11 protein-coding genes are annotated in these 17,191 nt (G+C 76.7%); 5 read left to right on the top strand and 6 right to left on the bottom strand.

The features are described from left to right. Positions 1-124: 124 nt before the first annotated feature. From AB0C99_RS33305 to AB0C99_RS33285, 5 genes are all read right to left on the bottom strand, one after another. The gene (locus AB0C99_RS33305; protein WP_362483212.1) at positions 125-4,837 is read right to left on the bottom strand and encodes a hypothetical protein; all 4,713 of its coding nucleotides are present in this window, start codon (positions 4,835-4,837) and stop codon (positions 125-127) included. A gap of 121 nt (positions 4,838-4,958) precedes the next feature. Then, on the bottom strand, positions 4,959-5,864 hold the full coding sequence (locus tag AB0C99_RS33300; RefSeq protein WP_362483210.1) for a hypothetical protein: 906 nt from the start codon (positions 5,862-5,864) through the stop codon (positions 4,959-4,961). Then, complete coding sequence (locus AB0C99_RS33295) at positions 5,861-6,520, bottom strand: hypothetical protein (RefSeq protein ID WP_362483208.1); 660 nt, start codon at positions 6,518-6,520, stop codon at positions 5,861-5,863. The genes AB0C99_RS33300 and AB0C99_RS33295 overlap by 4 nt, the downstream gene beginning before the upstream one ends. Next, positions 6,517-8,043 carry a hypothetical protein gene (locus AB0C99_RS33290; RefSeq protein ID WP_362483206.1) on the bottom strand — a complete coding sequence of 509 codons (1,527 nt, stop codon included), beginning with the start codon at positions 8,041-8,043 and terminating at the stop codon, positions 6,517-6,519. The genes AB0C99_RS33295 and AB0C99_RS33290 overlap by 4 nt, the downstream gene beginning before the upstream one ends. A 118-nt stretch (positions 8,044-8,161) precedes the next feature. Then, complete coding sequence (locus AB0C99_RS33285; protein WP_362483204.1) at positions 8,162-8,866, bottom strand: GntR family transcriptional regulator; 705 nt, start codon at positions 8,864-8,866, stop codon at positions 8,162-8,164. 260 nt (positions 8,867-9,126) lie between these two features. Between AB0C99_RS33285 and AB0C99_RS33280 the strand changes: the two genes are divergently transcribed. From AB0C99_RS33280 to AB0C99_RS33260, 5 genes are all read left to right on the top strand, one after another. Then, positions 9,127-10,407, top strand: coding sequence for an MFS transporter (locus AB0C99_RS33280; RefSeq protein ID WP_362483202.1), 1,281 nt, complete (start codon positions 9,127-9,129; stop codon positions 10,405-10,407). 104 nt (positions 10,408-10,511) lie between these two features. Further along, a complete protein-coding gene (locus tag AB0C99_RS33275; protein ID WP_362483216.1) occupies positions 10,512-11,255 on the top strand; it encodes a putative hydro-lyase in 744 nt (247 codons plus the stop codon). Positions 11,256-11,336: 81 nt separating this feature from the next. Then, positions 11,337-12,101 carry a 5-oxoprolinase subunit PxpA gene (locus tag AB0C99_RS33270; RefSeq protein WP_362483200.1) on the top strand — a complete coding sequence of 255 codons (765 nt, stop codon included), beginning with the start codon at positions 11,337-11,339 and terminating at the stop codon, positions 12,099-12,101. Further along, positions 12,098-12,724 (top strand): allophanate hydrolase subunit 1, encoded by a 627-nt coding sequence (locus AB0C99_RS33265; RefSeq protein WP_362483198.1) that lies wholly within the window; start codon positions 12,098-12,100, stop codon positions 12,722-12,724. The genes AB0C99_RS33270 and AB0C99_RS33265 overlap by 4 nt, the downstream gene beginning before the upstream one ends. Beyond that, a complete protein-coding gene (locus tag AB0C99_RS33260) occupies positions 12,721-13,587 on the top strand; it encodes a biotin-dependent carboxyltransferase family protein (protein WP_362483196.1) in 867 nt (288 codons plus the stop codon). The genes AB0C99_RS33265 and AB0C99_RS33260 overlap by 4 nt, the downstream gene beginning before the upstream one ends. 9 nt (positions 13,588-13,596) lie before the next feature. Here AB0C99_RS33260 and AB0C99_RS33255 read toward each other — a convergent pair whose 3' ends face one another. Next, on the bottom strand, positions 13,597-17,190 hold the full coding sequence (locus tag AB0C99_RS33255; RefSeq protein ID WP_362483194.1) for a hydantoinase B/oxoprolinase family protein: 3,594 nt from the start codon (positions 17,188-17,190) through the stop codon (positions 13,597-13,599). Position 17,191 lies beyond the last annotated feature (1 nt).

Below are 17,191 nucleotides of genomic sequence, written 5' to 3'. Positions count from 1 at the left end.
GATCGCGCAGCCGATCAGGGCGATGGCGATGACCTGGGCCAGGGCCGCGGAGCCGATGTCGTAGCGGTCGCGGATGGCCTCGGACCCCGAGGGGTCCGGGGCCACCCGGCTCTCGTGCGTCCGGCTACCGCGCCTGGGCGGCGGGGGCGGTCGCGGCGGGCGCTGCGGCGTCCGGCACCGTGGCGTCCGGCGTGCGGCGGAACATCCGGGTCGCGGTGATCTCGCCGTGGATCGTCTCGCCCTCCGCGCTCGGCTGCGGCAGCCCCGGGCGCAGGTGCTCCTCCACGCTGATGTACTTCAGGCCCGCGCGCAGGTCCGCGTCGTTGCGCAGCCGGATGACCAGCGGGAACTCGGCGAGCGCGGTCGTGTCGAACAGGCCCGTCGTGTAGAGCAACTGGACGCCCAGCGCGTCCGACACGGCCCGCTGGAGCTCCAGCAGGTACGTGGCGTTGGCGCGGCCGATCGGGTTGTCGAGGAAGAGCGTGCCCGCGTGGCGGTGCTTGTCGCGGCCCCGGTCGTTGGAGCGCAGCGCGGCCATCGTGCAGTAGAGGGCGATGGCGGCGGTGAGCAACTGGCCGCCGGAGAAGACGTCGCCCATCTGGCCCACCGGCACCCGCTCCGCGCGCAGCACCGCGTCCGGCTTGAGGATCTCGACGGCGATGCCCTTCGGTTCGAGGGCCGCCTGGACCCCGCGCAGCAGCAGGGACATGCCGTCGCGGCGCAGGTCGGAGTTCTTCCGCACGGCCGCGCGGGTCGCCTCGTCGACGACCTCGCCGAGCCGCTCGTTCAGCGTCGCCGGGTCGGGCTCCTCGAAGCGGATCCGCAGGAACTCCTGGCCCGACCACTCGCCGAGCCCCTCGGGCAGCCGGGACAGCCGCTGCGCCGACCGCAGGGTGGCCAGCGAGGACTCCACGAGGCCCCGCAGCCGGTCCACGATCGACTCGCGGTTGCGCTCCAGCTGCGCCAGCTCGTCGGTGAGCACCCGCAGCCGGGGCGCGAACGCCTCGGCCCACTTCGCGGCGTGCTCCGGGAGCGCGGCGGCGGGCAGCTCGCGGATCTGCTGCCGGGCCGGGGTGCGGACCTGCTCGAAGCGGGTCGCGTTGGCGTGCCGGACGAGGATGTCGCTCGCCTCGCGGACGGCCGCGTCGGCGGCCGACAGCTCGGCGGCGCAGCCGCGCAGCGCCCGGCGGGCCTCCGCCGCCGCCTCGCGGGCCTCGGCGGGCGGGCCCGGGTAGGGCTCGGGCTGCTCCTGCTCGTCGTCCGTGTGGTCGCGCAGCAGGTCGCGCAGGAGCGCGGCGGTCTCGTCGAAGCCGCCGGTGGCGTCCTCGGCGGCCCGGTGGGCCTGGAGCAGCCCGGTGTGGGCGGCGCGGGCGGCCTCCAGGGCGTCGGTGCGGGCGGCCAGTTCGGTGGTGGCGGTGCGCAGCAGGCCCTGGGCGTGCTCGGCGTCGGCGGGGTGCAGTTCCTCGGGCAGCTCGGTGTGCGCCTCGCCGTCCTCGGGGGCGAGCCGCTCGGACTCGCCGCGCAGCCGGCCGAGCTTCTCGCTGGCCTCGGAGGCCCGCGACTCCAGCTTCTGCACCAGGGCCTCGGCGCGGGCCGCGGCGGCCTGGCGGGACGGGCCGTCGGCGCCGTCGGTGGACTCCAGGAGCTGTTCGGCGCGGGTGCGGACCTTGTTGGTGAGGCGGTCGAGCTCGGCGAGGGCGGCGGACTCGTCGCTCTCGGCGCGGGCCTGCTCGGCGCGCAGGTCGGCGCCGACGCCGACCTTCTCGTACACCTGGGAGGCGGCCCGGTACGCCTCGCGGAGGGTGGGGAGCGCGGCGCGGGGCGCGTCGGCGTCCTCCTCCGGCAGGTGCTCCGGGGCGCCGGCGATCTCGGCGCGCTCGGCGCGCAGCGCGCGGGCGGTGCGGTGGGCGTCGTCGGCGGCGCGCTGGGCGGCGCGGCGGTCCTCGTCGGCGGCGCGGGCGCGCTCCAGGCAGGTCTGCGCGCGGGCCTCGGACTCGGTGGCGTCGTCGGCCAGTTCGCGCAGCTTGGCCTGCCAGGCGGAGCGCTCGCGCAGCCGGTAGGCGAGGCCCGCGAGCGCGTCGGCGGCGCGGCGGGCGCGCTGGGCGGCGTCCTGGCGCTCGTCGCGGACCCGGGTGGCGTCGGCGGCGGCCTCCTCGGCCTCGGCGCGGACCGCGCGGGCCTCGGCGAGGACGGCGGTGGCGGTCTCGGCGGCGGTGCGGGCGGAGGCGGCGACGGCGGCCAGCTCGGCGAGCATCCCGGGCGGGCAGTCGGCGCGCCAGGAGCCGATCCGGGCGGCCAGCGAACGGTCGCCGGTGAGCCGGGCGGCGAGCGCGCGGATCTCCTCGTCGCGGGCGGCGGCCCGGCCGCGCAGCGTCTGGCGTTCCTCGTCGGCGGCGTTCTCGTCGTGCATGGCCGGGTTCGGCGGGACGAGGAAGACGTCCGCCTCCTGGCCGGCGGCGGGGGCCGGTACGGGGGCGAGCAGGGCGGCGGCGGTGCCGACGGCGACGGTGGAGCGGGGCAGCAGGGCGGCGCCGCCGAGGACCTCGCGGGCGCGGCCGTACGAGACGGGGTCGGTGATCACGACGCCGTCGACCAGCTCGGGGCGGGCGGCGAGGACGGCGGCGTGGTCGGCCGGGTCGACGGCCTGGGCGAGGTAGCGCCAGCCGGGCAGGGCGGGGATGCCGTGCTCGCCGAGGAACTCGACGGTGGCGAGGACGTCCGGGCCGGGCGGCAGCAGGCCGCCGTCGCCGAGGGCGCCGAGGATGCGGTTGTCGTCGGCGGCGGCCGTGCGCAGGTCGAACAGCTGGCGTTCGGCGGAGCCGATGGACCCGTCGAGCAGGGCGCGCAGCTCGTCGGCGTACCGGTCGAAGTCGGTGACGGAGAGCGGGCCGCCGTCGGGGGCCGCGAGGGGCCCGGCGGCGGGGGCGGCGCCGTCGCCCGCGCGCTGGCCGGGCAGCGGGGCGCCGGCGGGCTGGCCCGTGGCCTCCCCGGCGCCCGGCAGGGAGAGCAGTTCGGCCAGGCGCGGGTCGGCGGCCAGGGACTCGGCGGCGCGGCGCTCGGCGTCGTAGGCGTTCTCGGCGGCCTCGGCCGCGTCGGCGGCGCGGGCGGCGGCGAGTTCGGCGCGGGACTCGGCGCCGGCGGTCTCGCGGGCCCGCTCGGCGGCGGAGCGGGCGGCGTCCCGGGCCGCGTCCCAGGCGGCGACGGTGGTCTTCTCGGCGTCGCTGGCGGCGAGGGCGGCGCGGGCCGGGTCGGCGTCGGGGGCGGTGTCGTCGAGCCAGCCCGCCCGTACCGCCTCGGCGGTCTCCTGCTCGACCTCGGCGAGCCGCTGGCGCAGGTGGCCGGCCTCGCTGCGGGCGCGCTGGGCCTCGGTGGCGGCGGCGGTGGCGTCGCGGTGGGCGGTCTCGCCGGTCTCCTGGAGGGCCGCGGAGCGCTCCTCCTCCTCGGCGGCGTGCCGCTCGCCCTCGGCGGCGGCCGAGGCGAGGGCGCGGACCAGGTCGGCGGCGGCCCTGGCGCGGGCGGCGAGCGCGGGCGCGGCGTCCCGCTCGGCCTCGCGGATGGCGGCGGCGACGCGGGTGGAGCGGTCGCCGGCGGCGCGGTGCCGGAGCACGGACTCGGCGGCCTGCCAGGCGGAGTGCAGGGTGCGGGCGTCGGTGAGCTCGCGGCGCTGGGCGGCGGCGCCCTTCTCGGCGGCGGCCAGGGCCAGCGAGGCGTGCCGGTAGGCCAGTTCGGCGGCGATGAGGGCGCTGCGGCCGCGGGCCAGCTCGGCCTCGGCGACGGCGTGGGAGGCTGCGGTGACCTGCTCGGCGAGCTCGGCGACCCGCCCGCGCTCCTGGGCGGCGCGGGCGGAGAGCCGGCGGGCCAGGGTGCGGGTGCGGCGCTCGGCCCCGGCGTGCACGTCCCGCGCGCGGGCGCGGGTGTCGGCGGCGTCGACGATGCGGGTGAGCAGGTCGACGGAGCCGGCGGTGAAGTCGCGCTCGGCGGTGAGTTCGGCGCGGCGGCCGAGCTTGTTGCCGAAGCCGCCGACGAGGTCGGCGAGGCCGTCGGTGTCGCGGGTGTCGGTGACGGCGCGCAGCAGGAGGTCGGTGAAGTCGGAGTCCTTCTTGACCGCGAAGAGGCCGGCGGCCTCGCCCTCGTCGGCGTTCATCTCGCGCTGGTAGCGGAAGAGTTCGGGGTCGAGGCCGAGGTCGCCGAGGTGCTCGTTCCAGCGGTCGTGGATCTCCTCCCAGACGACCTCCAGGTGCGGGTACGCCTTGCCCGCCTCGGTGATCGCGTCGCGGAAGCCCTTCATGGTGCGGCGGCGGCCGGTGGCGCCGGAGGCGCCCTCGACGGGCGGGCGCACGGAGGTGGCCTCGGCGACGGGCAGGTTGTCGAGGCTGAGTCCGGGGCCGGGGCGGAAGGAGTACCACGCCTCGGCGAACTTGCGCGGGTCGTTGGAGACCTGGCGTCCGCGCCACTCGCTGGCCTTGCCGACGACGACGAGCTCGCCGGTGAGGGTGTGCTGCCACTCCAGGGCGACGTGGCCGCAGTCGTCCGCGAGGAGGAACTTGCGGAGCACGCCGGAGCTGGCGCCGCCGAGGGTGTTGCGGTGGCCGGGGAGCATCACCGAGAAGATCAGCTTGAGGAGGACGGACTTGCCGCCGCCGTTCTCCAGGAAGAGCACGCCCGCGGGGGCGGGGCGGCGCGGCGGGCCGACCGGCTCCTCCTCGAAGAACTCCGCCTGGGTGGGGGCGGGGTGGGGCACCGGGGCACCGACGCCGCGCAGGTCCAGGACGGTGTCGGCGTAGCGGGCGCCGGCCGGTCCGATGGAGTAGAGGCGGACCCGGGACAGCTCGTACATGCGGCGGACTCTCGTGCTTCTCGTACGCGGATGGGCGGTGACGTGCGGGGGGGGCGGTCGGCCGGTCGGCTGGTCAGCCGGTCGGCCGGTCAGTCCGGCGGCCGGTCAGCCCGGCGGCCGGTCAGCCGGTCAGGCCGTGGAAGGGCAGGCCGGCGTCGGCGGCGAGCTCCAGGTCGTCGCCCTCGGGCGGCGGCAGGAGGGTCGCGGAGCCGTCGCTGACGGGGACGACGCCGAGGTCGAGCAGTTCGGCCATGGCGGCGGTGCCGGCCATGTCGCGGACCTGGAGCTGGTAGCGCGCGGTGGTGCGGTAGGAGCCGCCGGACTCTTCGCCGGTCCGCTGGAGGAAGCCGGAGTCGGTGAGGAAGGCGACGGCCTTGCCGACGATGCCGGTGGTGGAACCGGCGAGGCGGCGGGCGTCCTTGGTGGCGCCGGTCGCGCTGCGCCGGGCGTAGATCCGCCAGGCGGCCTCCAGGCCGGGGGCGTCGGAGGCGGGGTCCGTGTTCTCGCCCTGCTCCTCGGCGCGCTCTTCGAGGCGGCGGCACGCCTGGCGGACGAAGGCGTCGACGCCGTTGACGGTGAGGCGGCCGATGTAGCCGTCGTCGGCGAGGTCCTCGGGCCGGGGGAAGGCCATGGTGGCGACGGCGAGGTGCGCGAGGCCGTGCAGGAAGCGGTCGGCGGAGTCCGTGGAGGCGCGGCGCGCGTAGTCGCCCATGCGGACGGCGAAGACGGAGTCCTCGCCGGCGGTGACGGCCATGCCGGCGCGCGGCGAGACCTCCAGGACGACGAGGCCGAGGCCGGTGGCGACGGCGTCGGCGAGCCGCGCGAAGGCGGGGTCCTCGCGGTAGCGGCGGAGCAGCTCGGCGTATTCGGCGTCCCGCGCGGGCAGCAGCTTGGGCTGGAGCCCGAAGGAGACGAGCCGGGCCGCGTCGGCGGCGTCGGCGGGGGTGACGGCCGAGGGCGCGGCGGCGGTCCCCGGGGCCTCCGGCTCGCTCCACGCGTCGGTGTGCTCGACGTGGTGTTCGCTCACGGCTGGGGCTCCTCGGTACGGCGGGGGTGCGGCGGGGCGGTGCGCCCGGCGGGGGTCTGGGGGGCTGCGGAGACGGCGGCGGCTTCCGGGGCCGTAGCCGTCTCCCCCGCCGGGGCGGGGCCCGACAGCGGCAGGCGTACGGGGATGACGGTGACGGGCGCGGGCTGCGGGCCCGGGTCGGCCCCGTCCCGCGCTCGGGAGGGCGCCGCACCGGGGCCGCCGCGCGCGGGCGGCTCCTCGGGGTGCCGCTCGCGCGGGAGCGGCACGGCGCGCACGAAGGCGCGGCGGACGGGCTCGGGGGCCGTCCCGGCGGGCACCGGGCGGACCCGGGGACCGTCGGCGGACGGCGCGCCGGACCGCGCGGCGGCGGGCCGCGCGAGGGGCACGGGGGCGACCCTGGGGCCGGACGCCCGTCCGGCGTCGGGTGCTGTGGTGGTGCGGGGGGTGGCGGCGGGGGTGCCGGGCGCGGTGGTGCGTGGGGCCGGGGTGGCGGGGGTCTGCGGGTCCGGGTGGCCGGGGGTGCGCGAGGCGGCGGTACCGAGGGCCTGCGGGTCCGAGTGGCCGGGCGCGGCCGGGGTGCCGGAGGCGGCCGGGGTGCCGGAGGCGGCCGGGGTGCCGGAGGGCTGCGGGGCCTCGGGCGGGTGGGGCGTGGTCACGTGGCCTCCGTGCGGTCCGCGGCCATGCCGACGGCGTCGAGGAGGGCCGTGCCGACGATGAGGTCGGCGCCGCCGAACTCGTGGTCGTCGAGGGGGGTGCCGTCGTCGACGGCGAACAGCAGGCGCTCCTCGCCCTGGCGGTAGGCGGTGCCGACCGGGGGGCTCGCGGCGTGGACGGCGAGGAGGGCGACCAGGTAGGGCAGGTCGGGGTCGCGGAGCCGGGCCTCGGCGAGCAGGCCCGAGAGGCGGCGCGGGGCGTCGTGCTCCAGGTCCAGCAGCTCCATGGCGCTCGCGAGCTGCTCCTCGCTGAAGCGGCTGTCGTCGGGGGTGGCGATCAGGTCGGGCTCGGGCATCTCGGCGCCGAGGTGCTGGCGCTCGACGGGCGGGGTGAGCAGCAGCTCGACGAGGTCGGCCACGCGGACGGAGGCGGGTGTGCGCAGTCCGGTGCCGTGCGCGAAGAAGGCGTCCGTGACCCGGGTGGCCTGCTCGACGGGGAGCGGCAGCAGCGGGGCGACGAGCTGCCCGTACAGGTCGAGTCCGGTGTACGCGGTGGGCGCGGCGAACGCCTGGCGGTCCTGCTCGGCGCGGAAGAGCGGGCCGGCCTCCAGGAGGCGGGACTGGAGCTGGGTGTGGCGCCGGATGCAGTCCTTGACGATGTCGACGAGCTCGGCGGCGCGGCGCTTGTGCTCGTGGTCCTCGGCCTCGTCACGGGCCTTGCGGATGTTGGTGAGGATCGCGTTCTCGTGGCGGTAGCGGTCGGCGACGTGGTCGAGGGCCTCGGCGATCATGTCGGGCACCGTGTGGAGCCAGTCGACCGCGCGGACGTTGCGCCGGGTGGCCTCCAGGGTGCGGCGGAGGGTCTCCGCGTACTGCACGGTCCGGTAGCGGGCCTGCTCGGCGGCGAGCTGGGCGTCGGCCAGGCGGCCCCGGCTGATCAGGACCTCCAGCTTGACCTCGGCGGCGATCTGGGCGCTGGTGACATCGGTGTCAAGGGCGCCGACCAGCACGTTCACCGCCTCGTCGGTGGTGCGGAGGCAGACCCCGCCGCCGTAGCCAGGGACCTCTTCGACGAGCTTGAAGTCGTAGTCGCGGCGGGTGTAGACGCCGTCGGCGCCGAAGGTGCCGTAGACCGCGCGGAAGCCCCGGTCGACGCTGCCGACGTTGATCAGGTTCTCCAGGACCCAGCGGGCCACCCGCTCGTGCTCGGCGGCGGGGCGCTCGGGGGCCTGGGCGGCGACGCGGGGCAGCAGCCGGGAGACGACCTGCTCGTGGTCGGCGCCGGTGTCGAAGTCCATGTTGAGCGTGACCAGGTCGATCGCGGCGAGGGCGACCTCGGCCATCGCGTAGACCGTGTACTCGCCGGCCAGATTGGCCTTGCGCACGTCCAGGTCGTGCAGCGGGGCGGTGCACGCGAGCGCGCGGAGGCGCCGCGCGAGCCCTTCGTCGGCGGCCGGACCCTGCGCGGGCCGCGGCCCCGCGCTGAGCTGGGGCGGAGCGAGGTCCGTCGAGGCAGGCGAAGTCACGGTGCACAGAGTAGGTCCTCGGACTGACAACGGTCGAAACGGCGCTTATACGACCGTGCCCCTGTCCGGAACCCGCCGGGCGGACGGGGGCCGGCCGCTCCCGGCGGCCCCGGACCACTCACGCCTCCGGGTCGTCGACCGCCTTCGCGTACGCGTCGGTGATCCGGGTGCGGGAGTCGTCGAGGTAGCGGGCGAGCAGCCGCTCGGCGCGGTCGCGCTCGCCCGCGCCCAGGGCGCCCAGGATCTCCCGGTTCCGGACGAGGTAGGGCTCGTGGAGGCCGCGCGGGTCGGCCACGGTGTGGAAGGCGAGGCGGAGTTCGGCGAGGACGCCGCGCATCAGCTCGTCGGTGCGGGCGCTGCCGGCGAGGGCGACGAGCTCGCGGTGGAAGTGGATGTTGGCGGTGGAGACGCCCTTCCAGTCCTCCGCGCGGGCGGCCCGTTCCCCCTCGGCGACGGCGTCGGCGAGGCCGTCGACGGCGAACGGGGGCTCCCCCAGGGCGTGGACGACCGCGCACTCGACGAGCCGCCGGGTGCGGTAGATGTCGTCGACGTCGTCGACGGTGAGGACCCGGACGAAGACGCCCCGGTTGAGCCGGTGGACGAGCAGCCGTTCGTGGGTGAGCAGCCGGAACGCCTCGCGCAGTGTGTTGCGGGACACACCGAGGGCGCCGCCGATGCCGTCCTCGGAGAGCCGGGTGCCGGGCGGGAAGAGCCCCTCGGCGATCCGGGTGCGCAGGATGTCGGCGACCCGCTCCGCCGTGCTCGTGCGTCCCAGCAGCGCGCGGTCGTCCGCCAGCTCGCCGATCGAGTCCCTCGGTTCCATGCCGTTCCCGTTCCCTCCGTCGTTCGCGGCCGAGTCAACCGCAGGTCAGGCGCCGGAAACAAGGACGGGTGGGAAGGACCGCCGATACGACCGCGGATACGGCCGCCGATATGACCGGCGATATGCCCGGCGATATGACCGCCGACGGGACTCTTGTCGGATCGTTGAACGATCCCTACATTGAACGACACCGCACGGTACGTCAGCACGGTTCGTCAGCACGTCTCTCCCGCACTCTCCTCCCCTTCTGCGAGGTGCAGATGAGCACGACCCAGACCCGGCACTCCGCCCGGGACGAACGGCCCGACGACACGGGCGCGTTCGCCTGGCTGCGCGCCCTCGGCCCGCGCGGCAGGCGCGCGTTCGGCGGCGCCTTCGGCGGCTACGCCCTCGATTCCTACGACTTCTTCACGCTGCCCCTGGCGATGGTGGCGATCGCCGCCTACTTCGGCCTGGACAAGGGGCAGACCGGTCTCCTCACCACGGTCACGCTGGTGGTCTCCGCCGTCGGCGGCGCGCTGGCCGGGGTCCTCGCCGACCGGATCGGCCGGGTGAAGGCGCTGCTGGCCACGGTGATCACGTACGCGCTCTTCACCGTCCTGTGCGGCTTCGCGCCCAACTACGAGACCCTGCTGGTCTTCCGCGCCCTCCAGGGCCTCGGTTTCGGCGGCGAGTGGGCGGTCGGCGCCATCCTGGTCGCCGAGTACGCCTCCGCGCGGCACCGCGGCCGGACGCTGGGGGCCGTGCAGAGCGCGTGGGCGGCCGGCTGGGCGCTCGCCGTGATCGTCTACACGCTGGTCTTCCGCTTCGTCGACGCCGACACCGCCTGGCGGGTCATGTTCTGGACGGGCGCCCTGCCCGCGCTCCTCGTCGTCTACGTGCGGCGGCACGTCGAGGACGCCCCGCAGGCGGCCGAGGCGCGCCGCGCGGGCGCCGGGCGCGGCTCCTTCACCGCCGTCTTCAAGCGCCCGCTGCTCGGCACCACGCTCTTCGCGGTGCTGCTCTCGACGGGCGTCCAGGGCGGCTACTACACGCTCGCCACCTGGGTGCCGACCTTCCTGAAGACGGAGCGCGGGCTCACCGTCGTCGGCACCGGCGGCTACCTCGCCTTCCTCATTTCGGGCGCCTTCACCGGCTATCTGGCGGGCGGCTACCTCACCGACCGGCTCGGCCGGAAGAAGAACATCGCGCTCTTCGCGGTGCTCTCCGCGCTCGCCGTCCTCGCCTACACCCGCATCCCGGACGGGGCGAACACGCTCCTGCTGCTGCTCGGCTTCCCGCTCGGCTTCTGCATGTCGGCCATCTTCAGCGGCTTCGGCTCCTTCCTCGCCGAGCTCTATCCGACCGCCGTGCGCGGCACCGGGCAGGGGTTCACCTACAACACCGGGCGCGCGGTCGGCGCCGTGTTCCCCGCCCTGGTCGGCTTCCTCGCCGAGAGCTGGGGCGTCGGCGGCGCCCTGGTGTTCGGGGCGGTGGGCTACGGCATCGCCGTGCTGGCCCTGCTGGGGCTGCCGGAGACCCGGGGGAGGGAGCTCGCGTGACCACCCATGACGCCGTCCCCTCAGCCGTCCCCTCAGCCACCGGCCCCCGCGCCCACTCCCCCGCCCACCCGTCCGTACGCGACCCCCGGGACGCCCGCGCGCGGGTGCGCGCCGGGGCCACCGGACCGACGGCCGGCTGGGCCCCGGGCCACGCGCAGGCCAACCTGATCGCGGTGCCCGCGGACTGGGCGTACGACGTGCTGCTCTTCTGCACCCGCAACCCGCGGCCCTGCCCCGTCCTGGACGTCACCGACCCGGGCTCCTGGCGCACCCTCCTCGCCCCGGGCGCCGACCTGCGCACCGACATCCCGCGCTACCGCGTGTGGGAGCACGGGCGGCTGGTGGACGAGCCCACCGACGTGACGCCCTACTGGCGGGGCGACCTGGTGTCGTTCCTCATCGGGTGCAGCTTCACCTTCGAGGGCGCGCTGGCCGAGGCGGGGGTGCCGCTGCGCCACGTCGAGCAGGGGCGGAACGTGTCGATGTACGTGACCGACCGCGCCTGCCGTCCGGCGGGGCGGCTGCACGGGCCGATGGTCGTGTCGATGCGGCCGGTGCCGGCGGCCCTGGTGCCGACGGCGCGGCTGATCAGCGGGCTGCTGCCGGCCGTGCACGGGGCCCCGGTACACGAGGGCGATCCGGCCGCGCTGGGCATCTCGGACCTGGCCCGGCCCGACTTCGGGGACCCGGTGCTCGCGGAGCCGGGGGACGTGCCGGTCTTCTGGGCCTGCGGGGTCACCCCGCAGGCGGCGCTGACGGCCTCGCGCCCGCCGTTCGCGATCACCCACGCGCCGGGCCGGATGCTCGTGACCGACGTGAGGGACGCGGAATACCGCGTCGGGGCCTGAATCCGGGCCCGGAAGCCGGGCCGGAACGGGGAGCGCGCGCGTTCGCGGGCTCTTCTGCGTACGAGGGAAAGGAAACATCTCATGGACCGGGTCTCGATCGACCTCAACGCCGACCTCGGCGAGGGCTTCGGCCGCTGGACGCTGACCGACGACGAGCGGCTGCTCTCGGTGGTCACCAGCGCCAACGTGGCCTGCGGCTTCCACGCCGGGGACGCGGCGACCATGCGGCGGGTCTGCGAGCTGGCGGCCGCGCGCGGGGTGCGGATCGGGGCCCAGGTCTCCTACCGGGACCTCGCCGGCTTCGGGCGCCGCTCCATGGACGTGCCCGCGGCCGAGCTGGCGGCCGAGGTCGCCTATCAGATCGGCGCCCTGGAGGTGTTCGCGCGGGCGGCCGGTTCCCGGGTCGCGTACGTGAAGCCGCACGGCGCCCTCTACAACCGGGTGGTGCACGACGAGGAGCAGGCGGCGGCGGTCGTCGAGGGGGTCCTGCTGGCCTCGGCGGAGCTGCCGGTGCTCGGGCTGCCCGGCTCGCGGCTGCACGAGGCCGCGCGGACGGCCGGACTGCCCGTGGTGGGCGAGGCGTTCGGCGACCGCGCCTACCGGGCCGACGGCACCCTGCTGCCACGGGGGCAGGAGGGCGCCGTGCTGTCCGACCCCGGCGAGGTCGTCGAACGGGCGGTGTCCATGGCCCGGTCCGGGGTGGTGACCGCGCACTGCGGGCGGTCCGTGCCGGTGCGGGCCCGCTCCCTGTGCCTGCACGGCGACACTCCCGGCGCGGTGGGGCTGGCCCGGCGGGTGCGCGAGGGCCTGGAGTCCTCCGGTGTCCGGGTGGAGGCGTTCGCGTGAGGGCCCGGAAGGTGTACCGGGTCGGGGACCGGGGGCTGCTCGTCGAGCTGGTGAGCGGCGAGGCGACCGAGGCGTTCCACGCCGAGCTGCTGCGGCGGCGGGCGGCGGGCGCGCTGCCCTCCGTACGGGAGATCGTGCCGGCGGCGCGGACCGTGCTGCTCGAAGGGGTGGCGGCGCCGGACCGGCTGGCGGCCGAGCTGCGCTCCTGGGACGTGTCCGCGCGGTGCGCGCCGGAGGGGGCCGCGGTGACGGTGCCGGTGCGCTACGACGGGCCGGACCTGGCCGAGGTGGCCGCGCTGTGGGGGGTGTCGCCGGAGGCGGCGGTGCGGATCCACGCGGCGACCGTGTTCCGGGTCGCGTTCTGCGGGTTCGCCCCGGGCTTCGGCTATCTGACGGGGCTCGGGGCGCGGTACGAGGTGCCGCGCCGGGCGACGCCGCGGACCGCCGTCCCCGCCGGGTCGGTGGCGCTGGCGGGGCCGTACACGGGGGTGTACCCGCGCTCCTCGCCCGGCGGCTGGCAGCTGATCGGCACGACGGACGCGGTGCTGTGGGACACCGCGCGGGAACCGGCCGCGCTGCTGTCGCCGGGCGCGCGGGTGCGGTTCACGGTGGCGGCCCGATGAGCGATCGTGCCGTGGCCGTCGTCCGGGCCGGGGCGCTGACGACGGTGCAGGACCTGGGCCGGGCGGGGCACGCGCATCTGGGCGTGCCCCGCTCGGGCGCGCTCGACCCGGGCGCGGCGCGGCTGGTCAACCGGCTGCTGGGGAACGACGAGGGCGCGGCCGTGCTGGAGACCACGGCCACCGGCTGCGCGGTGCGGCCCCGGTGCGCGGTGACGGCGGTGGTGGGCGGGGCGCCGTGCCCGGTGCGGGTGGACGGGCGGCCCGCGGCCTGGGGGACGCCAGTGCGGGTCGGCGCCGGGCAGCTCCTGGAGGTGGGCGCGGCCGTGCGCGGGCTGCGTTCGTACGTGGGTTTCGGCGGCGGGATCGGGGTCGATCCGGTGCTCGGCAGCCGCTCCGCCGATCTGCTGTCCGGGCTCGGTCCGGCGCCGCTGACGGACGGGGTGGTGCTGCCGCTGGGGGCGGTGACGGCGGCGGTACGGGGGCCGGTCGACGCCCCGCCCTGGCCGGGGCCGCCGGACGAGCTGGTGCTGCGGGTGCGGCTGGGGCCGCGCGAGGACTGGTTCACACAGGGCGCGCTGCGCACCCTGGCGAGGGGGGTGTGGCGGGTGTCGCCGGCGAGCAACCGGATCGGGCTGCGCACGGAGGGCCCCGCGCTGGAGCGGGCCGTCGCGCGGGAGCTGCCGAGCGAGGGCATGGCGCTGGGGGCGGTGCAGGTGCCGCCGGACGGGCGTCCGGTGGTGTTCCTCGCCGACCATCCGACGACGGGGGGCTATCCGGTGGTGGCGGTGGTCCGGGAGGCGGATCTGGCGGCGGCGGCGCAGGCCCGGCCGGGGACGGCGGTGCGTTTCGTCCCGTACCGCTGAAAACCGTGTTCACAGGGGCGGTGGGCCGTAACCGCCGCCACCAGGGGTGCGGATGACGAGGACGTCGCCGGGGCCGACCTCGGTGGTGTCGACGCCGTCGAGGCGGTCCACGGTGCCGTCGGCGCGTTCGACGGTGTCGGCGCCGAGCGCGCCGGGGCCGCCGCCGGCCATGCCGTAGGGCGGGACGCGGCGGTGTCCGGCGAGCAGGGTGACCGTCATGGGCTCCAGGAAGCGGATGCGGCGCTCCACGCCGTCGCCGCCGTGCCGTCGGCCCCGTCCGCCGGTGCCCGCGCGGACGGCGAAGGAGTCGATCCGGACCGGCAGGCGCCACTCCAGGACCTCGGGGTCGGTGAGCCGGGAGTTGGTCATGTGGGTCTGGACGGCGTCGGTGCCGTCGAAGTCCGGTCCCGCGCCGGAGCCGCTGGCGACCGTCTCGTAGTACTGGACGCGGTCGTTGCCGAAGGTGACGTTGTTCATGGTGCCGGAGCCCTCCGCCTGCACGCCGAGGGCCGCGTACAGGGCGCCGGTGACGGCCTGGGAGGTCTCGACGTTGCCCGCGACGGTGGCGGCGGGGTGGGCGGGGGCGAGCATGGAGCCGGGCGGGACGCGGACGTCGAGCGGGGCCAGGCAGCCGCTGTTGAGCGGGATGTCCTCGTCGACGAGGGTGCGGAAGACGTAGAGCACGGCGGCCAGGACCACGGCCGTGGGGGCGTTCGTGTTGCCGGGCCGCTGGGGCGAGGTGCCGGCGAAGTCGATGACGGCGCCCCGGCGTTCGCGGTCGACCCGGACGGCGACCTGGATGACCGCGCCCGTGTCGGTCTCGTAGCGGCAGCTCCCGTCGCGCAGCCGGGCGACGATGCGGCGGACGGACTCCTCGGCGTTGGCGCGGACGTGCCGCATGTAGGCGTGGACGACGTCGAGGCCGAACTCGGCGACGGTCCGGCGCAGTTCCTCGATGCCCTTCTCGTTGGCGGCGAGCTGGGCGCGCAGGTCGGCGAGGTTGGTGTCGGGGTCGCGGGAGGGGTGGCGGGCGCCGGTGAGCAGGGCCCGGGTCTCGGCCTCGCGCAGCCTCCCGTCGCGGACGAGCAGCCAGTTGTCGAAGAGGACGCCCTCCTCCTCGACGGTGCGGCTGAAGGCGGGCATGGAGCCGGGGGTGATGCCGCCGATCTCGGCGTGGTGGCCGCGCGAGGCGACCAGGAAGAGCAGGGCGGTGCCCTCGGGGTCGAAGACGGGGGTGACGACGGTGACGTCGGGCAGGTGGGTGCCGCCGTGGTACGGGTCGTTGACGGCGTAGGAGTCGCCGGGGCACAGGGTGTCCCGGTCGCGGCGCAGCACCTCCTTGATGGACTCGCCCATGGAGCCGAGGTGGACGGGGATGTGGGGGGCGTTGGCGATGAGGTTGCCCTCGGGGTCGAAGAGGGCGCAGGAGAAGTCGAGCCGTTCCTTGATGTTGACGGAGCGGGCGGTGTTCTCCAGGCGGACGCCCATCTGCTCGGCGATCGCCATGAAGTGGTTGTCGAAGACCTCCAGGAGGACGGGGTCGACGTCGGTGCCGACGGCGGTCCGCGCGGGGCGCGGGGCGGCGCGGCGCAGCAGGAGGTGGCCGCCGTCGGCGGCGGTGGCGCGCCAGCCGGCGTCGACGACGGTGGTGGCGTCGTCCTCGGCGAGGATCGCGGGGCCGGTGACGGAGTCGCCGGGGCGCAGGTCCTCGCGGCGGTAGAGCGGGGTCGGGACCGGCGCGTGCCCGTCGTGGGTGCGGACGGTGGCGCGCGGGGCGAGCGGTCCGCGCCGGGCGCCCCGGGGGACGATGACGGGTCCGTGGGGTCCGGCGGCGCCGGTGGCCTCGACGGAGACGGCTTCGACGACGACCGGCTGGTCGGTGGTGAAGGCGTACCGCGCCCGGTGAAGGGCTGTGAACTCGGTTTTCATCGTTTCCGGGTCGGTGAGCGGTACGGGGAGGCTCGCGTCGGTGCCCGCGTACCGCAGCAGGGCGTGGGCGCGGGTGGTGATCGCGGTCTCGGGCAGCCCGTCGGAGCGCAGGTCCGCGCGGGTGCGGGCGGCGAGGTCGGCGTGGAGCGCGGTGAGGCGCGCGGCGGTGCCGGGGGTGTCGAGCGCGGCGGAGACGGTCTGCTCGCGGATCGCGGTCGCGTCGGCCAGGCCGATCCCGTACGCGGAGAGGACGCCGGCCAGCGGCGGTACGAGGACGGTGTCGATGCCCAGGGCGTCGGCGACGGCGCAGGCGTGCTGGCCGCCGGCGCCGCCGAAGCAGGTGAGGGCGTAGCGGGTGATGTCGTGGCCGCGCTGGACGGAGATCCGTTTGACGGCGTCGGCCATGCCGGCGACGGCGATCTCCAGGAATCCCGCGGCCACTTGTTCGGGGGTGCGTCCGCCGCCCACTTCGGCGGCGAGGGCCGTGAAGCGGGCGCGGACGGCCTCGGTGTCCAGCGGCAGGTCGCCGTGTTCGCCGAAGACGGCCGGGAAGTGGGCGGGCTGGATCCGGCCGAGCATCACGTTGGCGTCGGTGACGGTCAGCGGGCCGCCGCGCCGGTAGCAGGCGGGCCCGGGGACGGCGCCCGCGGAGTCGGGCCCGACGCGGTAGCGGCGCCCGTCGTAGTGCAGGACGGAGCCGCCGCCCGCGGCGACGGTGTGGACGCTCATCATGGGGGCGCTCATCCGGACGCCGGCGACGGAGGTGCCGAGCTCGCGCTCGAAGGCGCCCGCGTAGTGCGACACGTCGGTGGAGGTGCCGCCCATGTCGAAGCCGATGACCCGGTCGAAACCGGCGCGGGCGGAGGTGCGGGCCATGCCGACGACTCCCCCGGCGGGCCCGGACAGGACGGCGTCCTTGCCGCGGATGTGGGCGGCCTCGCGCAGGCCCCCGTTCGACTGGAGGAACATGAGGCGGATCCCGGCGAGTTCGCGGGCGACCTCGTCCACGTACCGGCGCAGGATCGGCGAGAGGTAGGCGTCGACGACGGTGGTGTCCCCGCGCGGGACGAGCCGGATCAGCGGGCTGACCTCGTGGGAGGTGCTGACCTGGGCGAACCCGGCGGCGCGGGCGAGGGCGGCGACGCGGGCCTCGTGCGCGGGGTGGCGGTAGCCGTGGAGGAGGACGACGGCGGCGGCGCGCAGTCCGGCGGCGCGGGCGGCGGCGAGCTCCGCGCGGACGGCGTCCTCGTCGAGCGGGCGGACGACGGCGCCCCGCGCGTCGACGCGTTCGGGGACCTCGATCACGCGCGCGTAGAGCGCCTCGGGCAGGACGATGTGCCGGTCGAAGAGGCGGGGGCGGTTCTGGTAGGCGATGCGCAGGGCGTCCCGGAACCCGGCCGTGACGAGCAGGACGGTGGGCTCGCCGCGCCGTTCCAGGAGCGCGTTGGTGGCGACGGTGGTGCCCATCTTGACGACGTCGATCCGGTCGGCGGGGACGGGCTCCTCCGGGGCGAGGCCGAGGAGGAGCCGGATGCCGGTGACGGCGGCGTCCCGGGGGCGGGCCGGGTCGTGGGAGAGCAGCTTGCGGGTGACGATCCGGCCGTCGGGGCGGCGCCCGACGACGTCCGTGAAGGTGCCGCCCCGGTCGATCCAGAACTCCCAGCCCGCGGCCATG

The organism is Streptomyces sp. NPDC048659 (assembly GCF_040650575.1).
GTDB lineage: Bacteria > Actinomycetota > Actinomycetes > Streptomycetales > Streptomycetaceae > Streptomyces.
This window is presented reverse-complemented; position numbering and strand designations above follow the sequence as displayed.